Raw genomic sequence first — 15,249 nt, 5'->3', positions numbered from 1 at the left:
CGGCGGCGGTGCCCCGATGGGCGGAATGTTCGGCGGCATCACGCCCGGCGCGAACCTGACCGCGGCGCTGAGCGCCGACGCCGACAACTACACCTGGGTCGCCGCCGTCGTCGGCTCCAGCAATGCCGCCGGATACCAACTGGCCACCGGTGATCCGGTCATGGCCCTGGGCGGCTTCAACGGCACCGACCCGTCGCCCACGCTGTCGCAGTTCGAAGACTATGTGGCCCAACACAAGATCCACTACTTCATCAGCGCCCAGATCATGGGCGGGATGCGCGGATCCGCGAGCGGCGGCAGTCAGGCCGCCAGCGAAATCGCGGCCTGGGTCCAGGCCAACTTCACCGCCCAGACCATAGACGGCGTCACGGTCTACGACCTCACCGTCAACCACTGACCACTGAAACGAGAGGGACTCGAGATGACCATGACCGAAGCGCCGCCCGTGCGGTACGCCGAACCAGCGGGTCCGCGGCACGCGGGCGCGCACCGGAAACGACCGACCCGCTGGCTGTTCGGCCCACCCGATCAGCCACGCTGGGCCCGCCCCGGATTGTGGACTCTGCTGGCGGCCACCGCCGTGCTCTACCTGTGGGGACTGAGTAAATCCGGTTGGGCCAACGACTTCTACGCGGCCGCGGTCCAGGCGGGCACGCAGAGCTGGAAGGCGCTGCTGTTCGGTTCGCTGGATTCGGGTAACGCCATCACCGTGGACAAGCCGCCCGCATCGCTGTGGGTGATGGGCTTGTCCGGCAGGCTGCTCGGTTTCAGTTCGTTCTCCATGCTGCTGCCGCAGGCACTGATGGGCGTGGCGTCGGTCGGTCTGGTGTACGCCGCGGTGCGCCGGTGGAGCGGCCCGGCGGCCGGATTGCTCGCGGGCGTGGCTCTGGCCGTGACTCCCGTTGCGGCACTGATGTTCCGGTTCAACAACCCGGACGCACTGCTGGTGCTGCTGCTCGTTGTCGCCGCGTATTGCACGGTCCGCGCGACCGAGCGCGGCAGCGGCCGCTGGCTCGCATCGGCTGGTGTGGCAGTGGGATTCGGCTTCCTCACCAAGATGATGCAGGCCTTCCTGGTACTGCCCGCGCTCGGACTGGTGTTCCTGGTCGCCGCCCCGATCGGCTTCTGGCGTCGTATCGTCAAACTGCTCGGCGCTTTTGTCGCAATGGTGATCTCGGGCGGCTGGTTCGTCGCACTGGTCAGCTTGTGGCCCGCTGATGCGCGCCCGTACATCGGCGGCTCGACCGACAACAGCCTGCTCGACCTCGCGCTCGGCTACAACGGCCTCGGCCGTGTCCTCGGCGGCGAAGGCAACGGCGGCGGTGGTGGCGGCGGTGGCAACAGCGGCTTCGGCGGCAGCACCGGGATCACTCGATTGTTCGGCGATTCGATGGGCACCGAAATCTCCTGGCTGCTGCCCGCGGCTTTGATCGGTCTGGTCGCCGGTCTGTGGTTCACCCGGCGCACGCCGCGGACCGGACGCACGCGCGCGGGCCTGATTCTGTGGGGCGGTTGGCTGCTCGTCACCGGTGTCGTGTTCAGCTACATGCAGGGCACCATGCACCCGTACTACACCGTCGCCCTCGCCCCGGCGATCGCGGCGCTGATCGGTGTCGCGGTCGTCGAATTGTGGCGCGGCCGCCAATTCGTCACGGCGCGTATCGCACTCGCGGCAATGTCCGCCTCGACCGGTATCTGGAACTTCATCCTGCTCGATCGCACACCCGACTGGTACCCGGCACTGCGCTGGATCGTGCTGATCGGTTCGATCGTGGTCGCGGCCGTCGTCGCGGTCGGCGCACACCAGCTCGGCAGGTGCACCGCTGTCGTCGCCATCGCCGGACTGTTGTTCGGCCTCGCGGGGACCACCGCGTACGCGATCGAGACCGCCGCGACCGCGCATTCCGGTTCCATTCCGACCTCCGGCCCGGCTGTCGCGGGTAAGGGGATGGGTATGGGCGGACCGGGTGGCGGCGGGGGAGCGGCACCCGATGGTTCCGGCGAATCAGGAACCGGCGCACCGTCGTTCGATGGCGCGGCACCTGGACAAGCGGGGCCCGAACAGATCGGTACCCAGCAGACGGGGGCCGAGCAGACGGGAACCGAAGCGACCGCCAACCGTGACGGCGGTGGACCGGGCGGCTCGAATTCGTCCAACACCGAACTACAGCGGTTGGTGCGCGATACCGACACCCGTTGGGCCGCAGCGGCGGTCGGCTCGCAGTCGGCGAGCGGCCTCGAATTGTCCACCGGCGCTTCGATCATGGCGATCGGCGGTTTCACCGGCAGCGACAATTCACCGACGCTGGCGCAATTCCAGCAGTACGTCGCCAACGGCGACATCGCCTACTTCATCGCGGGCGGCGGCATGGGCGGTGGACCCGGCGGCGGATCCAACAGCAGCGCAAGCGAAATCACCGCATGGGTCAAGGCGCACTACACCGCCATCACGGTCGGCGGCACCACGGTCTACGACCTGAGTCAGCCCACCTCCTGACCCCCAACCGAGGCGCGCCTGACCCGATCAGGCGCGCCTTTCGGGCAAAGTGGCGTGTATGATACACGTTGCGTGTGACGTGCACATTCGAGGTTGTCGCGCGCATCCTGTGTGATACACATGCGTCATTGATGACGCGCGCATCGGCAGAAGGGTCGGGATGGACAAGCCCACGCATTTGATCGAATTCGAGACCATGCTGCTCGGGCGGTACAGCCTCGCGTCTCGGCGTGGTGCCAGTCGGATGGACCGCAGTGCGTACACCCTGCTCAACCGTCTGCACGGAGAAGGGCCGATGTCCATCGGTCAGCTCAGCGACGCACTGGGATTGGAGGCGTCCACGCTGCGTCGGCAAACCGCCGCGATGATGCGCGCGGGGCTGATCGAACGGATTCCGGACCCCGAGGGCGGCATGGCTCGACTGTTCCGCATCACCCCCGAGGGAAGCGGCCGACTCGAATCCGACCGCATGCAGAGCGTTCGCGATCTGGACACCATCATGGCCGACTGGACGCCCGACGATGTCGCTGCCTTCGCCGCCTATCTCGAACGCTTCAACACCGATATCGAGCGCTACCACGGCCGTCCGTGGCCGCGGCATTCCGCCATCAGCCACTGATCACGCCTCGCGCAGGCTCTGCCGGATCAGGTATTTCTGCACCTTGCCGCTCGGGGTGCGCGGAAAGTCCGCCACCACTACGAGCTGTTCCGGCCATTTCTGCTTGGTCAGTCCCGCCTGCGCGAAATGCGCTTGCAGATCCGCGAGCGTCGGGGCGTTCGAACCCGGGTGCAGTCGCACCACAGCGGCCACATGCTCGCCGAGTCGAGCATCGGGCGCGGCGACGGCAACGGCCTCGGCGACCGCCGACATGGTCAGCAGGACCTCCTCGACCTCGAGTGCGCTGATGTTCTCGCCACCGCGGATGATCAGGTCGGAGGTGCGGTCGGTAATGGTGAGGAACCCGTCCTCGTCGAGCATGCCGATATCGCCGGTGTGATACCAGCCTTCGTCGTCGAAAACCTTCGCGGTGAGCGCCTCGTCGGTGTAGCCGAGGCACAGATCCGGTCCGCGGCTGAGGATTTCGCCGTCCTCGGTGAGCCGGATCTCGATGCCGGGCTGCGGATCGCCGTCGGTATAGAGCCGTTTGCCCTCCGGGGCGGTGCAGTCGGAGGCGGTGATCGAGGGGTGTTCGGTGCTGCCGTAGGAGCGGTAGACGATGAGGCCGAGTTCGTTGAGCCGCTCGGTGACCGAACTCGGCACCGAGGCGCCGCCCATACCGGCGTATTTCATATGCAGCAGATGTTCGGCGGTGAAGTCGGGGTGGTCGACCAGGCTGGTCAGGTAGTAGGGCACGCCGCCCGCGACGGTGATGCCGTAGTTGGTCATCAGGGTCAGGATCTGGGCCGGATTCCAGGTGTCGACGAGGTTGACCGCGATGCCGTCGCGGATCGGGATGAGGAAGGCGTTGAGCATGCCGATGAAATGGCCGACCGGCGCGGCGGTGATCTGCGGGCCGAGGTCGGCCGGGTAGTGCTCGGCCAGCTGGCGGGTCTCGCAGCCGAGGGTTTGATGACTGTGGATCACACCCTTGGGCGCGCGGGTGGTGCCCGAGGTGAAGGCGATCAGCGCCGGTCCGGCCGGGTCGACCTCGACGACCCCGGTGAACGGCTCGTCATCGAGCAGATCGTCGAAGGTGCGTCCGACGACGCCGACGATCGGTACATCCGCGTAGACGGCCGGATCGTACTCGAGCGAACCGAATCGGTCGGTGGTGACGAAGACTCGTGGACGCACCGCACCCAGAATGTAGCCGACCTCCCGAGGGCCGTAGATGTGCACGATCGGAACCACGGTCGCACCGAGAAAGGTTGCGGCCCAGAAGGTCGCGGCGGCCTCCATCCAATTGGGCAGTTGAAAGGCCACCACATCACCGGGACCGACACCCCGCTTGTGCAAGCCCTTGGCCAATCGGCGGGCGACAACTTCGACGTCACGGAAGGTTCCGGTATAGGGCCGGACCGCCGAGTGCACGCGGAATCGGGCATCGGGTGCGGCGGCCAGACCGCGGGCCAGCAGATCGCCGAGCGAATCGCGGGTCCACCATCCTTCGTCTTCGTACCGTTTGACCAGGTCGGTGGGGATTGTGCGCATATGGACTCCAAGTACCCGGCGCGCGGGCACGAGTCGGCCACACCCGCGGCGCGGTCGGGTGGTTACGGGATGAGTGTCGGGGCTGCCGCTCTGAATATACTATTCTCCTGAAAGTAGAATGCCAATATCTTGATCGGAGAACTGACAATGGTGGAACTCGAGCTGAGCGACGGGCTTGCGGTCGTCACCATCGATCGCCCGCAGGCGCGCAATGCCATCGCGCCGGAGACGATGGACCAGCTCGAGAAGGCGCTCGACGCGGCCGAGGGGGCTCGCGCACTGGTTATCCGGGGCGCGGGGGACAAGGCATTCGTCTCGGGGGGAGATCTCAAGCAGCTCAGCGCGATTCGGACCCTCGAGGCCGCCGAGGAGATGGCCTGGCGGATGCGGGGCATCTGTGATCGCCTCGCGGACTTTCCCGCCCCGGTGATCGCCGCAATGAACGGCCACGCCTTCGGTGGTGGCGCCGAAGTCGCGGTCGCCGCGGACATCCGGGTCGCCGCCGACCACATCAAGATCGCGTTCAATCAGGTCGCGCTGGCGATCATGCCGGCCTGGGGTGGCGCCGAACGGCTCGGCGCGCTGGTCGGTCGGAGCCGAGCACTGCTGCTCGCGGGTTCGGGCACCGTGCTCGACGCCGCCGAGGCCGAACGCGTCGGCCTGGTGGACCGGGTGCTGCCCCGTGCGTCGTTCGAGGAAGGTTGGCTGGCACTGGCTCGCTCGCTGGCCAACGCGCCCGCGGGTGAGATCAAGCGCGTGCTGTCCGGCGTTTCCCCGGCCGAGGCCGTGAATGCCTTTGCGCAGCTCTGGGTTTCGGACGAGCACTGGGCGGCGGCGGACAAGGTGCTGAGCCGTCCGCGATGAGCTGCGGCGCAGCCTAGGATTCGGGCGCGGTCAGGTAGGTCGCGCCGAATTCCGAGATGAAGTCGAATATCGCGCCGGGCTCGCGTGTGCGACAGGAGACGACGATCCAGTCGACACCGGCCTTGTCCAATGCCGCGAAGGCTTCGCGGTGCCGGTCGGCATCCATCGCCGGGGTGGCGATGCTCGCATCCGGGTAGGAGTACACCAGATCGATATGCTCGGACCGGTCCGCGTCCTGGGCCGCCGATCGCACCTCGGCCATCTTCGCGGCGAGCTGGTCGAGCGTGCCGAGTTCCGGTGTGCGGGCCGAGGTGCTCAGCTCGGCGCCGCCGGTCATCGGGATCCAGCCCTGTGCGCGCGCGGCGACCCGGCGGCGGCTCAGCTTCGAATTGCCGCCGATCCAGACCGGGATCGGGTTCTGCACCGGCCGCGGCCGGGCGATCACATCGCGGGCGCTGAAATGGCGGCCCTGATAGCTGAACGGCTCGCCGCTCCAATGCAGCGGCAGCACGTCCAGCGCCTCGTCGAACAGTGCATTGCGCTCGTCGAAATCGACTCCGAGAGCGTGGAATTCGCTCTTCTGATAACCCGTGCCCAGACCGACGATCGCGCGCCCACCCGACAGTTTGTCCAGCGTCGCCGCCGCCTTCGCCAGCAGGAACGGATTGCGGTAGGGCAGCACCGCGAGATAGGTGATCAGCCGCAGACGTTCGGTCACCCCGGCGACGTAACCGAGTGCGACGAACGGATCGAGTGTCTGATGTCCACCGGAAGCCAGCCATCGAGCGCCCGGAACGGGGTGCTCGCTCAGTGACAGTCCGTCGAATCCGGATCGTTCGGCCTCGATCGCCACGTCGTGCAGTGCGCCGACATCGAGCATGTCACCGTCGTAGCCGGTGGTCTCGGGGTAATGCAGGATAAATCGCATCGGGTCCTCCGTGTGCCCTGGGTCGGCAGGCATATTCAAAGAATGCCATTCTCGAATATGTAAGTTATATTATCGCGGTGTTGAAGGCTCGGTTCCGTGGGATCCGGACGCGGATTCTTGTCATTGCGCTGGTACCCAGCCTGCTGCTGATCTGCGTCGGGGTGGGTACGTCGATCTACCTGTTCAACGACGGGCGGCACGCCGAGGACTTCGCGCGCACGCTGGACAGTCACCTCACACCCACGCGCGAATTGGTCCTGGCCGTGGAACAAGAACGACTGTTGTCTGTGTCCCAGCTGGCAGGCGAGGCCATCGATCCCGGTGCGCTGGTCGCCGCCCGGATGCGGTTCGACACCGCGCTGAAGTCGTTGGCAGTCACCGAAGCGGCGTTGCAACGTGTGGGCGGCAGCGCGATGGGAAACACGGTGGCGGCCTTCGACGAGTTGAAGGCTCGGTTACCGGAACTGCGCAGTGCCATCGATGCCGGTCGGCTACCGATCGCAGACGCCTACGACTTCTACAGCCGACTACTGGACGGCATGGACCAGGGTTCGGCAACGATCGGACAGTTCGCTCCGGACGCGCCCACCGGCGCCGACCTCGCCCGCAATATGGGTCTGTTGCACGTAGTCGAATCCATGTCGCGCGCAAGTGCGCTGACCGCGGCGGTCGTGCACCCGCAGAGCGTGTCGCCGACCCTTTTCGCCGAATATCGCAACCTGGTCAGCTACTACCACGTCGAGATCGCGCGATTGGCGGCCGTACTCGACGCCGACAACGCCCAGCGCATAAAGGATCTCACCGCTTCCCCGGCCTGGCAGCAGGTCAGCTCCATGGAGAGCGCCATTGTCGAGGCGCGGCCCGCAACTGCGCCGCAGTTGCCGATGAGCGTCCCGGAGTGGCGCGCGGCCGCGGACGAGGTGAGCCAGCAGTTGGTGACATTGTGGGTGGGGCACGCCAAGCAGGCCCAACAGCACGCCGCTGATGCGGGTGCCCGGCATGCACGCAACTCGTTGCTGGCCGCGGGCGTTTTGAGTGCGGTCGCCGTGCTGGCGTTCCTGTTGTCGCTGTGGCTGGCCAACCAATTGATCGGACGGCTGAAACGGTTGCGCTCGGAAACGCTTGCGGTGGCCGAGGTCCGGTTGCCGGAGACGATGCGGCGCCTGAACGAAGGGGTGCGGATCGACCCGGAAACCGAAGCCGCACAGCTGGATTTCGGCACCGACGAGATAGGTCAGGTCGCCCAGGCTTTCAATCGGGCGCACGGCGCGGCGGTCGCGGCCGCGGTCACCGAGGCGAACACCCGCGAGGGTGTGCGCGCGGTATTCAGCAATATCGCCCACCGCAGCCAGATCGTCGTGCACCGGCAGTTGGAGATTCTCGACGCGGCCGAACGGCGACAGGAGGATCCGGCGCTGCTGGAAACGCTGTTCCAGCTCGACCATCTCGCCACCCGCGGGCGCCGCAATGCCGAGAATCTGATCATCCTCGGCGGCGGCCGCCCGGGTCGCCAGTGGCGACGTCCGGTTCCGCTCGGGGAGCTCGTCCGGGGTGCGATCGCGGAAACCGTGCAATACGCTCGGGTTTTCACCGGCGCCGGACTGCCGTCGGTTTTCGTCAACGGTGCGGTGGTCGCCGATCTCATCCATCTACTTGCCGAACTGGTCGACAATGCGACCGCGTTCTCGCCACCGCAGTCGCGCGTGGATGTCACCGGCAATCTGATCGGCACGGGAGTCGTCGTGGTGATCAGCGATCAGGGCATGGGCATGTCGGATTCGGAACTGGAGCGGGCCAACGAAGTGCTCGCCGACCCACCGGATTTCAGCGTCGCGACACTATCGTCGGATTCGCGGCTCGGGCTGTTCGTGGTGGCCCGGTTGGGGATTCGGCACGGCATCTCGGTGCGCCTGACCGAATCCGACTACGGCGGAGTTCGCGCCATCGTCGTGATCCCGACGGCGGTGCTGGCCGCGGAGAACGCGGGCATTGCCGCGCCGAGCGCCGTGCAACGGTGGTGAATCCGAGTCAATCGGACCGGGCGTCGGTCATCGTGGTCAGCGCCACCGGGCCGCTCCACCCGCACGGCTGCGCGCAGGTGGCGACGAGTTGTGATTCGGTGGCGCCGTCGGCGAAGGTCTGGATCATCGCCGACGCGGTGGCGGAATAACCGCAGCGCGGGCACTTGCCGAAGTAGTGAAGCACGTCGACGACCGAGAATCGGATGGGCGTATTCATGGTGTTGGCCTCAATGTTCCGCGGACTGCGCGTCCGCCCAGCGCGCGATATCGGTTTGGTCGGCGCTCGGACCGAGGTCGGCCGCGGCGCGCGTCCACAGCTCGACGGCGCGTTCGCCGAGTGCGGCCGGTATGCCGAGCGCGGCCGCCAGGTCGGTGGCGATGCGCATGTCCTTGAGCATGAGCGCGAGCGCGAATCCGGAGTCGAAGGTTTCCGGCAGGATCGCCTGCGGGAACTTGAGTTCGGTTGCGGCACTGCGACCGCTGGCGGCATTGATGGTCTCGACGATCACGGCGGGGTCCAGGCCGAAACGGCGTCCGGCCGCGACCCCCTCGGCGGCGGCGAGCAAATTGACCGCGGCGAGCAGATTATTGATCGCCTTGACGGCATGACCGGCCCCCGATGCACCTATGCGCCGTACCTTGCCCAGCGGCGCCAGTACCGAATCAATGTGGGCGACAGTGTCTTCCGGGCCCCCGACCATAATCGTCAGGGTACCGTCCGCCGCCCCGCGCACACCGCCGGACACCGGTGCGTCGACCAGTGTGATCCGACGCTCGGCCAATGCGGTGGCCAGCCGCCGCGTCGACTCCGGTTCGGATGAGCTCATATCGATCACGATCGCGTCCGGCCCCAATGCGGCCAGTAGCTGCTCGTCACCGAGTACGGATTCGACGACGGCAGAGCTGGGCAACATGAGAATCAGGTGGGTGGCCCCGGCGGCGGCTGCGGCGGCGCTGGTCGCGACCCGTCCGCCGACCGCCGCCAAGCCGTCACGGGCGTGCTCGGACGGGTCGAATCCGACAACGTCGAAACCCGCCGCCACCAACCGCCGCGACATGCGCGCGCCCATGGTGCCGAGGCCGAGAAAAGCGATGTGTCCGGTAGCGCGTTCAGGCATCGGCGTGCTCCTGCAGGATCGGTCCGGCGATTCGGAAGGCTTCGACTCCGGCCGGAACACCGGCATAGACCGTCGCGTGCAGCAGCACCTCTCGGATCTCGTCCGGGGTGACGCCGTTGGTCAATGCGGCGCGCACGTGCGTGGCGAATTCCGTGGCACGGTTGAGTGACGTCAGCATCGCCAGCGTGATCATCGACCGCGCCCGGCGGTCCAGGCCGGGGCGGGTCCACACCGCGCCCCAACAGTATTCGGTGACCAGATCCTGCAGCGGCTCGGAGAAGTCGGTGGCGGCGGCCAGCGCCCGGTCGACGTAGTCGGCGCCGACGACCTCGCGGCGGACCTGTAATCCGGCCTCGTAGCGCGCCCGTTGGTCGGGATCGATTGTCATATCCGGCAATCCTTTCGGCGATCAGTCGAGGAACAGGTCCGGTGTCGGGTGCGCGCCGCCGCCGTAGCGGGACAGGTCCTCGACGCCGCCGAATCGCGTCAACGCCTCGGCATCGATGAAGCAGTTTCCGGTGATCTCCCGCGCGGGCTGGGACACGATCTCGATCGCGGCATCGGCCATGATCTCCGGACTGCGCGCGGCCGCGAGCTGATTCGTGCCGTCGTCGAGGTTGGCCACCGCCGAGGTGGCGATGAAGGTCTCGGGCCACAGGCAGTTGAATGCTATTGCGGCGTTGGCGTATTCGACGGCCCAGCCCTGCGACAGCAGCGTCATTCCGTACTTCGACAGCGTGTAGACCGGGTGCGCGCCGAGCCAGCGCGGGTTCATATTCACCGGCGGCGCGATGGTCAGCACATGTGGGTTGGCCGAATTGCGTAGGTGCGGCACGCAGGACTGGGTCAGCAGGAAGGCGCCGCGGATATTGATGTCCATCATCAGATCGAACTTCTTGGGCGACAACCGCTCGGTCGGGTCGGTCGCGATGGCACTGGCATTGTTGACGCAGATATCGATGCCGCCGAAGCGTTCCAGCGCGGTGCCCACGACCCGCTGCACATCCTCTTCGCGGCGCACATCACCCACCACGGCGGCCGCCTTGCCGCCCGCGGCCTCGATTTCGGCGGCGGCGGTGTAGACGGTGCCGGGCAGCCGTGGATGTGGTTCGGCCGTCTTGGCCAGCAGCACTACGTTGGCGCCCCGGCGGGCGGCGGCGACCGCGATGGCCAGTCCGATGCCGCGGCTGGCGCCGGAAATCACCAAGGTGCGGTCGGTCAACGGTCGGTGCTGCTCGGGCATCGTGCTCCTCGGGGAAACGGATTGTGAGAACTCACTCGCTTCAGATGGTATTGGCATTCTCTTTTTTGGCAAGTAGCGTATTCACTGATGAACGACCAAGTGCAGACCTCGTCCGGTATCCCGCTCGAGCCGGTCTACGGACCGGAAGACCGGCGTGCCGATCCGCCCCAGCCGGGCGCATATCCCTTCACGCGTGGCAACTTCGCCTCCGGCTACCGGGGTCGGTTGTGGACGTTCCGGCAGTACTCGGGCTTCGGCACCGCGGAGGAATCCAACCAGCGCTACCGGTATCTGCTCGGCCAGGGCGGCACCGGACTGTCGGTGGCATTGGATCTGCCGACGCAGTGCGGCTACGACTCCGACGATCCCGAGGTGAGCGAGGAAGTCGGCCGGGTCGGCGTCGCCGTCGACACGCTCGCCGACGCCGAGGTGCTCTTCGACGGCATCCCGCTGGACAAGATCAGCACCAGCTTCACCATCAACGGCACCGCGGCGATCCTGTTGGCGTTCTATGTGGCAGCCGCGGAGAAAAAGGGCGTGCCGCGGGAAAAGCTCACGGGCACCATCCAGAACGACATCCTCAAGGAATACGCCTCGCGCGGCACCTGGATCTGGCCGCCGGAACCGTCGCTGCGGCTGATCGCCGACACCATCGAGTTCTGCGCGGCCGAGGTGCCGCGGTTCAACGCGATCTCGGTGGCGGGCGCGCACTTCCGCGACGCCGGGGCGACCGCGGTGCAGGAGATGGCCTTCACCCTCGCCGACGGCGTGACCTATTGCGACACCGTGGTGGAACGCGGCCGGATGACGATCGATCAGTTCGCGCCGCAGATCTCGTTCTTCTTCTACACCCACGGTGACTTTTTCGAGGAGATCGCGAAATACCGTGCGGGTCGGCGTCGTTGGGCAACGCTGGTGCGCGAGCGCTACGGCGCGAGCACGGACAAGGCGTCGATGTTCCGGTTCGGCTGTGTCGCAGGCGGTGCGTCGCTGTACGCGCCGCAGGCCCAGAACAATCTGGTGCGGGTCGCGTACGAATCGATGGCTTCGGTGCTCGGCGGGGTGCAGTCGATGTTCACCGCGGCGTGGGACGAACCGTTCGCGCTGCCGAGTGAGGAGTCGGCGACGCTGGCGCTGCGCACCCAGCAGATCCTCGCCTATGAGACCGGCGTGACACGGGTGGCCGATCCGCTCGGCGGCTCCTACTTCGTCGAGGCGCTCACCGACGCCACCGAGGCCCGCATCGTCGAGATCATGACCGATCTGGAGCAGCACGGCGGCATGGTGCGCTGCATCGAAGACGGATATCTGCAAGGTCTGATCGCTGACGAGGCATACCGGCTGCATCAGGAGGTGGAGTCGGGTTCGCGTCCGGTGGTCGGGGTGAACCGATTCGTCTCCGACGAGCCCGCACCCGATATCGGCACCTATGAACTCGATGCCAAGGGGCGGGAATTGCAGCTCGAGCGCCTGGCTCGGGTGAAGGCCGAACGAGATCCCGCTGCGGTGCGTGCCTGTCTCACCGCTTTGTCGCATGCCGCCGAAGGAGACGGAAACCTGATGCACAATCTGATCGACTGCGCCAACGCGTACTGCACGGTCGGCGAGATGACCGCCGCGCTGAAGTCGGTATGGGGCGAATTCCAGCAGCCGGTGGTGTTCTGATGCCCGCACGCGTACTCGTCGCCAAACCGGGGTTGGACGGTCACGACCGCGGCGCCAAGATCGTCGCCCGCACCCTGCGCGATGCCGGGTTCGAGGTCATCTACACCGGCATCCGTCAGCGCGTGGAGGACATCGTGTCGATCGCGCTGCAGGAAGACGTCGCCGTGGTCGGTTTGAGCATCCTGTCCGGCGCGCATGTGTCGATGACGACGCGCGTCGTGGATGCGCTACGGGCCGCCGGTGCCGGGGATATCGCGGTGGTGGTCGGCGGCACCATCCCGCAGGCGGACGTGCCGCGATTGCTGGAAGCCGGTGCGGCCGCGGTCTTTCCGACCGGCACAGCGCTGGAGACGCTGGTCACCGAGATCCGCGCGCTGTGCTTACCCGCCCCGTCGGCTCCGCCGACTGCCGTCCCCGAGACCGAAACCGCGACACCGTCGTGATCCTGGGCGGCAGCAGTCGTCTGAAAGAGCTTGGAAACTGGAGGAATTCGTGCGAATCGGAGTGATGATCGGGCCGGAGAAGGGGGACTCCGCGCGCAAGCTCAGCAGGATGCTCGACGATATCGAATGGGCCGAATCCGCGGGACTGGACACCGCGTGGATTCCGCAGATACCCACCGATTTCGACGCGCTGATCACCATCGCGCTGATGGGTATGAAGACCACCCGTATCGAATTGGGCACCGCGGTGGTGCCATTACAGGCGCAGCATCCGATCGCCCTTGCCCGCCAAGCACTTTCGGCGCAGGCCGCGGCCGGTGGTCGACTCGCACTCGGTGTCGGCCCCTCGCATCACTGGATCGTGCAGGACATGCTCGGGCTGCCCTATACGAAACCGGCGGCCTACACCCGCGACTACCTGGACGTATTGAATGCCGGTCTGCGCGGGCCCGGCCAGGTCGATATCGAAAACGACACCTTCACCGTGCACAATCCGCTCGACCTCGGTCCGGTAGCGCCGGTGCCGGTGCTGATCGCCGCACTCGGACCGGTCATGTTGCGCATCGCCGGGGAACAGGCCGACGGCACCATTCTGTGGATGGCCGACGAGCGCGCGGTGGCCGACCATGTCGTCCCGAAAATCAACAAGGCCGCCGCCGACGCCGGGCGCCCCGCACCGCGCATCATTGCCGGGCTACCGGTGTGCCTCTGCTCGCCGTCGGAGGTCGACGAGGCCAAGGCGCGGGCCAATCGGATTCTCGGCGAGGCCGAGGTCTCGCCCAACTATCAGCGGCTGCTGGAACAGGGTTCGGCCCGCGATATCGGTGATATCTGCGTCGCGGGCGACGAGCGGGCGATCGCGGCGGGACTGCGGCGCTTCGCCGACGCTGGTGCCACGGATCTCTCGGTGCGGCTGCTGCCCATCGGCGACACCCGCGACGAACTCATAGCCTCCAAGCGCCGCACCCGGGAGATGATCGCCGAACTGGCGAAGGAATTGCGGTGAACCGACCGGTATCCGGCGAGGCCGCGGGGCCGCTGGCGGGGATCCGGGTACTCGAGGTCGGCACCATGCTCGCCGGTCCCTACGCCACGATGATGCTCGCCGATCTCGGCGCCGAGGTGACCAAGATCGAACCGCTGAACGGGGAGATCTCGCGGCAGGTCGGCGACTCCTATTTCGCCAGCCTCAATCGCGGCAAGCGCAGTATCCGACTCGAATTGACCAGCCCCGCCGGACAGCGTCGGCTGGCCGAACTCGTCGCGGAATCGCATGCGTTGCTGGTGAATTTGAAGCCGTCGGCGATCCGGCGGCTCGGCCTGACCTATGAGTCGCTGCGGCAATTCAACCAGCGGATCGTGTGCGTGGCGATCACGGGCTTCGGCTTGGACGGCGGTGACGACCCCGCCTTCGACTATGTGATCCAGGCGGCGACGGGCATCGCCGCAATGACTGGCGATCCGCAGGGTCCGCCCACGTTGCCCGGGTATTCGTCGGCGGACAACTCGACCGGCCTCACCGCCGCGCTCGGCCTGCTCGCCCAGATTGTCTCCGGCCGGGGCGGGCAGGTGGACGTCTCGCTGTACGAGGTAATGCTCTCGCAGCTGAACTACCATGCGTCGGCCTATCTCAACGACGGCAAACAGCCGCAACGCCGAAAGTTCGGCGCACATTCGTATTACGTTCCGGCACAGCTCTTTCCGACCGCCGAGGGCCATCTCGCGCTGTTCATCACCCACGACGGCTTCTGGAAGGTCTTCGCCGCCGAGGCCGGTGTCGACGGATTCGAGACGATGGCCGAGCGGGCTGCCCATCGCGACGAGGTGCTCGCCGCGGTAACCGCGGCCCTGGCCACCGATACCGCCTCCGGTTGGGAAGCTCGCCTGCGCCCACTCGGCATCCCGGCCGCCGCGGTCCGCACCCTGCCCGAGGCACTGGCCGCCACCCCCGAAACCATCGTCACCGTTGGCGATTACCGGCTGATCGGCAGTCCGATCCGGATAGCCGGATACCAGCCGCAGTACGGTCCGCCGCCGGTGCTCGGCGAGCACGAGGAGTAGCGGCCGGGTATCGATCAGGTGCACCGGGTCATCGTGTTGGGCGAGGAGTGCGCTCAGTTCGTCGGCCGCATCAGCTGGCGGTGGGTTGCATCGCTGTCGCGGCGATCCGGTGTGCTGGCGCAGGTGACAGGTCCGGGTTGCGTCCACCGCCGAAGCCCGAGTGGCGCATCGGATTCCGTGCAGCGGACTCGCGCGGATCGCCGCTGTGCGCGACCGCGTACGCGCTCTCCTGCCGCGTCCAGCTGAGTAGGGTGTCG

The 15,249-nt window shown here is 66.9% G+C and carries 16 protein-coding genes; 9 read left to right on the top strand and 7 right to left on the bottom strand.

Translation table 11 applies throughout. From position 1 onward, the window contains the following. From NP3_RS45035 to NP3_RS45025, 3 genes are all read left to right on the top strand, one after another. On the top strand, positions 1-397 hold a 397-nt coding region (locus NP3_RS45035; protein WP_507762174.1), incomplete at its 5' end, for a mannosyltransferase YkcB-related protein. Between the two features lie 24 nt (positions 398-421). Then, a complete protein-coding gene (locus NP3_RS45030; RefSeq protein ID WP_063047817.1) occupies positions 422-2,497 on the top strand; it encodes an ArnT family glycosyltransferase in 2,076 nt (691 codons plus the stop codon). Between the two features lie 160 nt (positions 2,498-2,657). After that, entirely contained in the window at positions 2,658-3,116 is a 459-nt protein-coding gene (locus NP3_RS45025) for a MarR family winged helix-turn-helix transcriptional regulator (protein WP_063047816.1), read from the top strand. Here NP3_RS45025 and NP3_RS45020 read toward each other — a convergent pair whose 3' ends face one another. Continuing rightward, on the bottom strand, positions 3,117-4,649 hold the full coding sequence (locus tag NP3_RS45020) for an AMP-binding protein (protein ID WP_063047815.1): 1,533 nt from the start codon (positions 4,647-4,649) through the stop codon (positions 3,117-3,119). A gap of 147 nt (positions 4,650-4,796) precedes the next feature. On the opposite strand from NP3_RS45020, the gene NP3_RS45015 reads away from it, so the two are divergent. Beyond that, on the top strand, positions 4,797-5,513 hold the full coding sequence (locus NP3_RS45015) for an enoyl-CoA hydratase/isomerase family protein (protein ID WP_063047814.1): 717 nt from the start codon (positions 4,797-4,799) through the stop codon (positions 5,511-5,513). A gap of 13 nt (positions 5,514-5,526) precedes the next feature. On the opposite strand, the gene NP3_RS45010 is transcribed toward NP3_RS45015, so the two are convergent. Beyond that, positions 5,527-6,441, bottom strand: coding sequence for an LLM class F420-dependent oxidoreductase (locus tag NP3_RS45010; RefSeq protein ID WP_063047813.1), 915 nt, complete (start codon positions 6,439-6,441; stop codon positions 5,527-5,529). 77 nt (positions 6,442-6,518) lie between these two features. On the opposite strand from NP3_RS45010, the gene NP3_RS45005 reads away from it, so the two are divergent. Then, positions 6,519-8,462: a sensor histidine kinase gene (locus NP3_RS45005; RefSeq protein WP_063047812.1), complete on the top strand. Its 1,944-nt coding sequence runs from the start codon at positions 6,519-6,521 to the stop codon at positions 8,460-8,462. Positions 8,463-8,469: 7 nt separating this feature from the next. On the opposite strand, the gene NP3_RS45000 is transcribed toward NP3_RS45005, so the two are convergent. The 4 genes from NP3_RS45000 to NP3_RS44985 are packed head-to-tail and all read right to left on the bottom strand — an operon-like array spanning position 8,470 to position 10,823. Then, the gene (locus NP3_RS45000; protein WP_063047811.1) at positions 8,470-8,679 is read right to left on the bottom strand and encodes a hypothetical protein; all 210 of its coding nucleotides are present in this window, start codon (positions 8,677-8,679) and stop codon (positions 8,470-8,472) included. Positions 8,680-8,689: 10 nt separating this feature from the next. After that, complete coding sequence (locus NP3_RS44995; RefSeq protein WP_063047810.1) at positions 8,690-9,580, bottom strand: NAD(P)-dependent oxidoreductase; 891 nt, start codon at positions 9,578-9,580, stop codon at positions 8,690-8,692. Beyond that, positions 9,573-9,968 (bottom strand): 4-carboxymuconolactone decarboxylase, encoded by a 396-nt coding sequence (gene pcaC / locus NP3_RS44990; RefSeq protein WP_063047809.1) that lies wholly within the window; start codon positions 9,966-9,968, stop codon positions 9,573-9,575. The genes NP3_RS44995 and pcaC overlap by 8 nt, the downstream gene beginning before the upstream one ends. Positions 9,969-9,989: 21 nt before the next feature. Beyond that, on the bottom strand, positions 9,990-10,823 hold the full coding sequence (locus tag NP3_RS44985; RefSeq protein ID WP_063047808.1) for an SDR family oxidoreductase: 834 nt from the start codon (positions 10,821-10,823) through the stop codon (positions 9,990-9,992). A gap of 87 nt (positions 10,824-10,910) precedes the next feature. Here NP3_RS44985 and NP3_RS44980 point away from each other — a divergent pair, with 87 nt between their 5' ends. The 4 genes from NP3_RS44980 to NP3_RS44965 are packed head-to-tail and all read left to right on the top strand — an operon-like array spanning position 10,911 to position 14,992. Beyond that, positions 10,911-12,488 (top strand): methylmalonyl-CoA mutase family protein, encoded by a 1,578-nt coding sequence (locus NP3_RS44980; protein WP_063047807.1) that lies wholly within the window; start codon positions 10,911-10,913, stop codon positions 12,486-12,488. Then, positions 12,488-12,931, top strand: a complete 444-nt coding sequence (locus tag NP3_RS44975) for a cobalamin B12-binding domain-containing protein (protein ID WP_063047806.1) — start codon at positions 12,488-12,490, stop codon at positions 12,929-12,931. The genes NP3_RS44980 and NP3_RS44975 overlap by 1 nt, the downstream gene beginning before the upstream one ends. Positions 12,932-12,980: 49 nt before the next feature. Next, entirely contained in the window at positions 12,981-13,937 is a 957-nt protein-coding gene (locus NP3_RS44970) for an LLM class F420-dependent oxidoreductase (RefSeq protein WP_063047805.1), read from the top strand. Continuing rightward, positions 13,934-14,992 (top strand): CaiB/BaiF CoA transferase family protein, encoded by a 1,059-nt coding sequence (locus tag NP3_RS44965; protein ID WP_281197794.1) that lies wholly within the window; start codon positions 13,934-13,936, stop codon positions 14,990-14,992. The genes NP3_RS44970 and NP3_RS44965 overlap by 4 nt, the downstream gene beginning before the upstream one ends. Before the next feature lie 70 nt (positions 14,993-15,062). Here NP3_RS44965 and NP3_RS50125 read toward each other — a convergent pair. Then, positions 15,063-15,249 (bottom strand): hypothetical protein (locus NP3_RS50125; protein WP_218025077.1); only part of this gene is annotated, 187 nt, incomplete at its 5' end.

The organism is Nocardia pseudovaccinii NBRC 100343 (assembly GCF_001613225.1).
In the GTDB taxonomy this organism is placed as follows: Bacteria; Actinomycetota; Actinomycetes; order Mycobacteriales; family Mycobacteriaceae; genus Nocardia; species Nocardia pseudovaccinii.
Note: the sequence above shows the minus strand (reverse complement) of the source record. Positions and strands in the feature narration are given on the sequence as shown.